5 protein-coding genes are annotated in these 6,765 nt (G+C 73.7%); all 5 read left to right on the top strand.

The window, feature by feature from the left end; genetic code table 11:
• Window positions 1-85: 85 nt before the first annotated feature.
• Window positions 86-2,242, top strand: a complete 2,157-nt coding sequence (locus ACFVGO_RS25240; RefSeq protein WP_380353960.1) for a protease pro-enzyme activation domain-containing protein — start codon at window positions 86-88, stop codon at window positions 2,240-2,242.
• A gap of 300 nt (window positions 2,243-2,542) precedes the next feature.
• On the top strand, window positions 2,543-3,550 hold the full coding sequence (locus tag ACFVGO_RS25245) for an XRE family transcriptional regulator (RefSeq protein ID WP_359905225.1): 1,008 nt from the start codon (window positions 2,543-2,545) through the stop codon (window positions 3,548-3,550).
• A 195-nt stretch (window positions 3,551-3,745) separates the two neighbouring features.
• Window positions 3,746-4,216: a VOC family protein gene (locus tag ACFVGO_RS25250; RefSeq protein ID WP_359905227.1), complete on the top strand. Its 471-nt coding sequence runs from the start codon at window positions 3,746-3,748 to the stop codon at window positions 4,214-4,216.
• Window positions 4,217-4,248: 32 nt separating this feature from the next.
• Window positions 4,249-5,157: a pyridoxamine 5'-phosphate oxidase family protein gene (locus tag ACFVGO_RS25255; protein WP_380353963.1), complete on the top strand. Its 909-nt coding sequence runs from the start codon at window positions 4,249-4,251 to the stop codon at window positions 5,155-5,157.
• A 157-nt stretch (window positions 5,158-5,314) separates the two neighbouring features.
• On the top strand, window positions 5,315-6,658 hold the full coding sequence (locus tag ACFVGO_RS25260) for a peptidoglycan-binding protein (RefSeq protein WP_380353966.1): 1,344 nt from the start codon (window positions 5,315-5,317) through the stop codon (window positions 6,656-6,658).
• Window positions 6,659-6,765 lie beyond the last annotated feature (107 nt).

Below are 6,765 nucleotides of genomic sequence, written 5' to 3' on the forward strand. Positions count from 1 at the left end.
GTTCTGTCATGTTCGAGCCAGCGTTCTCGACCCCCTGAACGCCTGGCCCCTTGCCGGCCCCCACAGCCGGCCAGAGGAGGATCCGTTGCGTCCCCGCTCCCTTGCCCTCGCCGCGGCGATAGCCGTGCTGCCGCTGACCGCCGTCTCGCTCGGTGTCTCCACCGCGCAGGCCGCCACGCCCAACGCCACCCCGCGCGTCGCCCTGCCGAACACCGTGAACCCCGCGGTGGCCCACTCGGAGAAGAAGGGTGACGTTCCGGCCGCGCAGCAGATCGCGGTGTCCGTCAGCCTGAAGCTGCGCGACAGCGACGCCCTGGACCGCTTCCTCACCGCCGTCGCCACCCCGGGCACCCCGGAGTACGGCCACTACCTGACGCCGGAGCAGTTCACCGCGCGGTTCGGCCCGACCCAGGCCGCCGTCGACCAGGTCAGGACGTACCTGGCCCAGCAGGGCCTGACCGTCGGCGAGGTGAGCGCCAACCGCCAGGTGGTCAACGCCCACGGCACCGCCGCCCAGGTCTCCCAGGCCTTCGGCACCCACGAGAGCTCGTACCTGGACCCGCAGCTGCAGCGCGCCTTCTTCGCCAACGACGCCGCGGCCTCGATCCCCTCCGACCTGGCCGCCGTGGTCCAGGGCATCAGCGGCCTGGACAACCACGCGGTGCGCAAGAACCGCATCGCCACGCCGAACGCGGTCACCCCGAACGCGGCGACCGCCACCCCGAGCGGCATGGCCCCGGCCCAGTACACCGGCGCGTACAACCTCAACAGGACCGGCGCGGACGGCACCGGCACCACGGTCGCGCTGTGGGAGTTCGACGGCTACAGCAAGACCAACCTGACCACCTACGACTCCCAGTACGGCCTGTCCGGCCCGGCCGTCTCCACCGTCTCGGTGGACGGCGCCAACTACGACTCCGCCCCCGGCCAGGGCCAGGGCGAGGTCGAGCTGGACAGCGAGATCGTCCGCGGCGCGGCGCCCAAGGCCACCCAGCTGGTCTACGAGGCGCCCAACAGCGACCAGGGCGAGATCGACATGGCCAACAAGATCGTGACCGACAACAAGGTCTCGGTGGTCTCGATCTCCTGGGGCTCCTGCGAGCCGGACACCACCGCCGCCTCGATGACCGCGGTCGACAACGCCTTCAAGCAGGCCGCCGCCCAGGGCATCTCGATCTTCTCCGCCTCCGGCGACGACGGCTCCCGCGACTGCACCCGCTCCACCAGCGGCTCCTCCGTCAAGGCGGTCGACTTCCCGGCCTCCAGCCCGCACCAGACCGGCGTCGGCGGCACCAACCTCAAGGTCTCCAGCGGCAACGCCTACTCCTCGGAGAGCGCCTGGAGCACCGCCGGCGGCGGCGTCTCCACCGTGTTCGCCAAGCCGAGCTGGCAGACCGGCACCGGTGTCAGCGGCACCATGCGCACCGTCCCGGACGTCTCCTCCAACGCCGACCCGGCCAGCGGCTTCGCGATCTACACCGCCGGCGGCTGGCAGGTCTACGGCGGCACCAGCGCCGCCGCGCCGCTCTGGTCCGGCTACGCGGCCCAGTTCAACCAGAAGGCCAAGACCGCCGGGCAGCCGGTCCTGGGCGAGGCGAGCCCGCGGCTGTACTCGGTCGCGAACAGCAGCGCCTACGGCAGCACCTTCCACGACGTGACCACCGGCGCCAACCAGGACTTCTCCGCGAAGGCCGGCTACGACCAGGTCACCGGCTGGGGCTCCCCGGTCGCCGACGCGCTGACCACCGCCCTGCTCGGCGGCGGCACCACCCCGCCGTCCGGCGGCTGCACCGCCGCCCAGCTCGTCACCAACGGCGGCTTCGAGACCGGCACCGCCTCCCCCTGGACCACCTCCAGCGGCGTGGTCGACAACAGCTCCTCCCAGGCGGCCCACTCGGGCAGCTGGAAGGCCTGGATGAACGGCTACGGCTCGGCCCACACCGACACCATGTCGCAGACCGTCTCGATCCCGGCCGGCTGCGCCTCCGCCAAGCTGACCTTCTGGCTGCACATCGACACCGCGGAGACCGGCACCACCGCGTACGACAAGCTGACCGTCCAGGCCAACAGCACCACGCTGGCGACCTACTCCAACGCGAACGCCGCCGCGGGCTACGTCCAGCGCACCCTGGACCTGACCTCCTTCGCCGGCCAGACCGTGACCATCAAGTTCACCGGCACCGAGGACTCGTCGCAGCAGACCAGCTTCGTGATCGACGACGTCGCGCTGAACGTGAGCTGATCACCGACCGGTAGCACCACCGAACCCCCGCCGGGGCGGAGCCGTCATGGCCCGCCCCGGCGGTGTCCGTCCGGGCCCGCCCACGGCGGTGTGCGGGCCCAGGTCGGCGGCTCGTGTTTCCGGACTGTTTCAAGATCGCTAACCCTTCGGTCCACCTGCCGTGACCACTGTCATACGCACGACTGATGACGTAGCCTCTCGACCGTGCATAGGGTTCCCCAAAGCTCGGTGAAGCCGCTGGCGGCGCGCCCCGGCGCCGGCCCGGTCCCGCCGAACTCACCTGGTGGGGAGGGTCACCGCATGGCCGCACAGCAACCACAGGACGCCGCGCGACTGCGGCTGGTCGGGTCGCACACGGAGCGCCCCGGACCGGCTCCCGCCGGCGCCCCCGCACCAACGCCCGGCCGGCTCGCCCCGGTCGGCGGCTTCGCGGACACCCTGCACCTGGCCATCGAGGCCAGCGGCCTCAGCCTGGACCGCATCCGCGCCGCCCTCGCCGGACGGGGTGTCAGGGTCAGTGTCACAACCCTGAGTTACTGGCGGCGCGGCCGCAGCCAGCCCGAACGGGCCAGCTCGCTGCGCGCCGTCCACCTGCTGGAGGAACTGCTCGGCCTGCCGCACAGCGCGCTCTCCTCCCTGCTCGGCCCGCCGCGCCCGCGCGGCCGCTGGGCCGCCGCGGCCAACACCTGCCACCTCGGACTGGAGGACGTCTGGCCGGGCGAGCAGGAGATCGCCAACATCTTCGCCGAGCTGAACGCCCCGCCGGCCGGCGAGCTGGAGCGGCTGAGCATCCACGACTCCTACTACGTGGACGCCGAGCGGCGCGGCAACCTGCTGCGGATGCGCCAGGTGGTGCGCGCCACGGTCGGCGGCGTCGGCCGCTGTCTGGTGGTGCACATGGCCGACGAGGAGGCGGCCGGCTGTCCGGAGATCACCTCGGTGCGGCACGGCCGGCTGGGCCGGGTGCGCCGCCGCCCCGAGGCCGGGCTGATCGTCGCCGAGCTGATGCTGGACCGCCCGCTCGGCCTCGGCGACAGCACGGTCTTCGAGTACGAGGTGGAGATCCCGCCCGGCGGCCCGACCATGGAGTACAGCCGCCGCTTCGCCAGCCCGGTGCGCGAGTACGTGCTCCAGGTGCACTTCGACCCGGCGGCCGTCCCCGCGCACTGCGAGCGCTACGACCGCGAGCCCGGCGCCGACGTCGACCACCGCCGCGAACAGCTGTGGATCGGTGCCTCGGCGAGCGCCCACGTCCTGGCCCCGGACCAGCAGCCGGGCCACATCGGCATCCGCTGGGAGTGGGCCTAGCCAGGGGCCGGGCCTCCCTCCCTCCGAGCCCCGTCGGGACCGTCAGGCCCGGCGGGGCTTTCGCGCGCCCGCCGCAAAACCTAACCGTTCCACCGCCGTTCACTGGTTGACACTGCATCACCTAACTCCTACTCTCATGAGTACCGGTTAGGCAGCAGCCTCGCCGGACCCCGAAGCCTCCGGGAGTGACCAGGCATGTCCGCCACCACCCAGCTCCGCACCCTGCAGACCGGCCACGTGGGACTGAACGTCACCGACCTGGCCCGCTCGCTCGACTTCTACCGCGCCGTGTTCGGCCTGGAGGTCACCGCCGAAGGCACCGACCCCGAACGCCGCTACGCCCTGCTCGGCCGCGACGGCCGCCTGGTGGTGACGCTCTGGCAGCAGAGCGCGGGCACCTTCGCCACCACCGGCCCCGGCCTGCACCACCTCTCCTTCGAGGTCGAGAGCCTCGACGAGGTCCGCGCCACCGAACGGCTGCTGCGCGGGCTCGGCGCGGAGTTCGCCTACGACGGCGTCGTCCCGCACAGCGAGGGCTCGTCCTCCGGCGGCATCTTCTTCACCGACCCGGACGGCATCCGGCTGGAGGTCTACACCCGCACCGGCGTGGACGGCACCGAGGCCGAAGCCCCCACCGCCGATGCCCCGACCTGCGGCTTCTTCTAGAACGCGCCCCGACCACCGCCAGGGAGCCGACCATGACCACCAGCACGCCGTACCACCCCGGCGAGCGGACCGTCCAGGCCCGGGCCGACCGGACCGGACGGGCCGACCACGCCGGCCGGTCGATCCGCCGCACCGTCCCGACGGTCGCCGCCCGCTTCCTGACCGAGCGCCGGATGCTGGTCGTCGGCGCCGCCGACCGGGACGGCCGGGTCTGGGCCACCCAGCTGGCCGGCCCGGCCGGCTTCCTCTCCGCCCCGGACGAACACACCCTGGCCGTCGCCGCCCTCCCGGCCGGGGCCGACCCGCTGGCCGGGGCCCTGGACCGCCCGGCCCGGGTCGGCACCATCGCACTGGACCCGGCCGGCCGGCGCCGGATGCGGCTCAACGGGCGTTCCGTCCCGGACGGCCGGGGCGGGCTGCTGGTGCACGCCGAGGAGGTGGTCGCCAACTGCCCGAAGTACATCCAGCGCCGCACCCCGACGGACCGCCCGGCCGCCGGCCCGCCCCGCACGGTCGCCACCGGTCCGGCGCTGACCACCGCGCAGCGCCTGGCGGCGGCCACCGCGGACACCTTCTTCATCGCCAGCACCGGCCCGGACGGCAGCGTGGACGCCTCCCACCGCGGCGGCCTCCCCGGCTTCCTGCGACCGGTGGCACCGGACCGGCTGCGCTGGCCGGAGTACCCGGGCAACAGCATGTTCCTGACGCTCGGGAACCTGGAGCTGGACCCGCGCGCCGGCCTGCTGCTGCCCGACTGGGAGACCGGCGGGGCGCTGCTGGTGACCGGCGAGGCCCGCGCCGACTGGTCCGAGGAGGCCCGGCAGGGCGTCCCGGGCGCCGAACGGATGGTCGAACTGACCGTCACCGGCGTCGTCGAACTGGCCGACGCCACCCCGCTGACCTGGAGCGACCCCGAGTACTCGGCCGCCATCCCGCGCTGACCGCGCCTCACCTCCCCTAGGCCCTCCCGCCGATCGACGCCACGCCCGGGAGCCGAACGGGTCTCACCCGTTCGGCCTAACCCACCGTGACTCATCCCGCCCGCTTTGGGACTTTGGTCCGGATAACACGCGGAATAGTCCGGGAAAGAGGCGGAGCATGACCCTGACCGACCCCCTGTCCCCGCTCATCGAGTTCGACGACGTCGAACCGGCGGAGGACTGCATATGCGGGGGCTGCAACGCCCGCCGACGCGCACGGCTGCACGCCGCGCCGGTCCACGAGGGCGGCCACGCCGCCGCCCGCAGCGTCCGCCGCCGGGCCGCCGTCCTGATGGCCGCCGTGGGCACCGCGATAGGCGGCGGAACGGCCGCCGCCGGCTCCGCCACCGCGGCCCCCGCGCCCGGCCCCACCCCGGGCGGCAGCAGCAGCGCCCGGTCACAGACCCCCCAGGGCGAGGTCAGCGGCCTCTACGGCCAGGCCCCCGGCGCCCGCGCCTTCGCCGCCCCGCGCACCGCCGCGGCGCCGCTCACCCGGGCCCAGATCATCCAGCGCGCCCAGACCTGGGTCGACCAGGGCGTGCCGTACAGCATGAGCCGCTACTGGTCGGACGGCTACCGCCAGGACTGCTCCGGCTTCGTCTCGATGGCCTGGGGCCTGGGCAGCAGTCAGACCACCTGGACACTGCCCGACTTCGCCGAGCGGATCGGCAAGAACGACCTCCAGCCCGGCGACGTCCTCATCTACAACAACCCGGCCAACCCCCAGGCCGGCTCGCACGTGACGATCTTCGGCGGCTGGACCGACTCCTCCCGCACCAAGTACGTCGCCTACGAGCAGACCGGCCCCGCCACCAAGAAGCGCTCCACCCCGTACGCGTACTGGAACAACTCCGGCGGCTACGTCCCGTACCGCTACACCGGCCTGTCCGCCGGCGGCAACGGCGGCGGCGGCACCTCCTCGACCGCCTTCCCCGGCACCGCCAAGTTCGGCCCCGGCGCCAACAACGCGTACGTCACCGAGCTCGGCCAACTGCTGGTGCGGCGCGGCGGCGCCGCGTTCTACTCCGAGGGCCCCGGCCCGCGCTGGGGCGAGGCCGACCGCAGGGCCACCCAGGCCTTCCAGCAGGCCCAGGGCTGGCGCGGCAACGAGGCCGACGGCATCCCCGGCAAGGACACCTGGGACTACCTGGTCAACGGCAAGGGCCGCGACATCGGCGGCGGGAGCGGCACCCCGCTGCCGCCCCCGCCGCCCACCACCGGCGGCTCGGCCTTCCCCGGTGCGCGGTACTTCGGCCCCGGCCAGAACAACGACCACGTCCGTCTGCTCGGCGAACAGCTGGTCCGCAAGGGCTTCGGCGGCTCGTACGGCGTCGGCCCCGGCCCGCGCTGGACGGAGAGCGACCGCCGCGCCGTCCAGGCCTTCCAGCAGGCCCAGGGCTGGCGCGGCGGCGAGGCCGACGGCTACCCGGGCCCCGACACCTGGCGCCGGCTCTTCTCCTGACGGCCCCGCCGGGGGGGGGGGTGCCCCCCGGGGACCCAACCCCACACCCCCCCCAACCCCCCCCGAAAAAAGCAACCCCCCCACCTGTTACCCAGGTGTGGCTGGGG

Origin of the sequence: Kitasatospora sp. NPDC057738, from assembly GCF_042798815.1 — a bacterium.
GTDB classification, from domain to species: domain Bacteria; phylum Actinomycetota; class Actinomycetes; order Streptomycetales; family Streptomycetaceae; genus Kitasatospora; species Kitasatospora lactacystinica.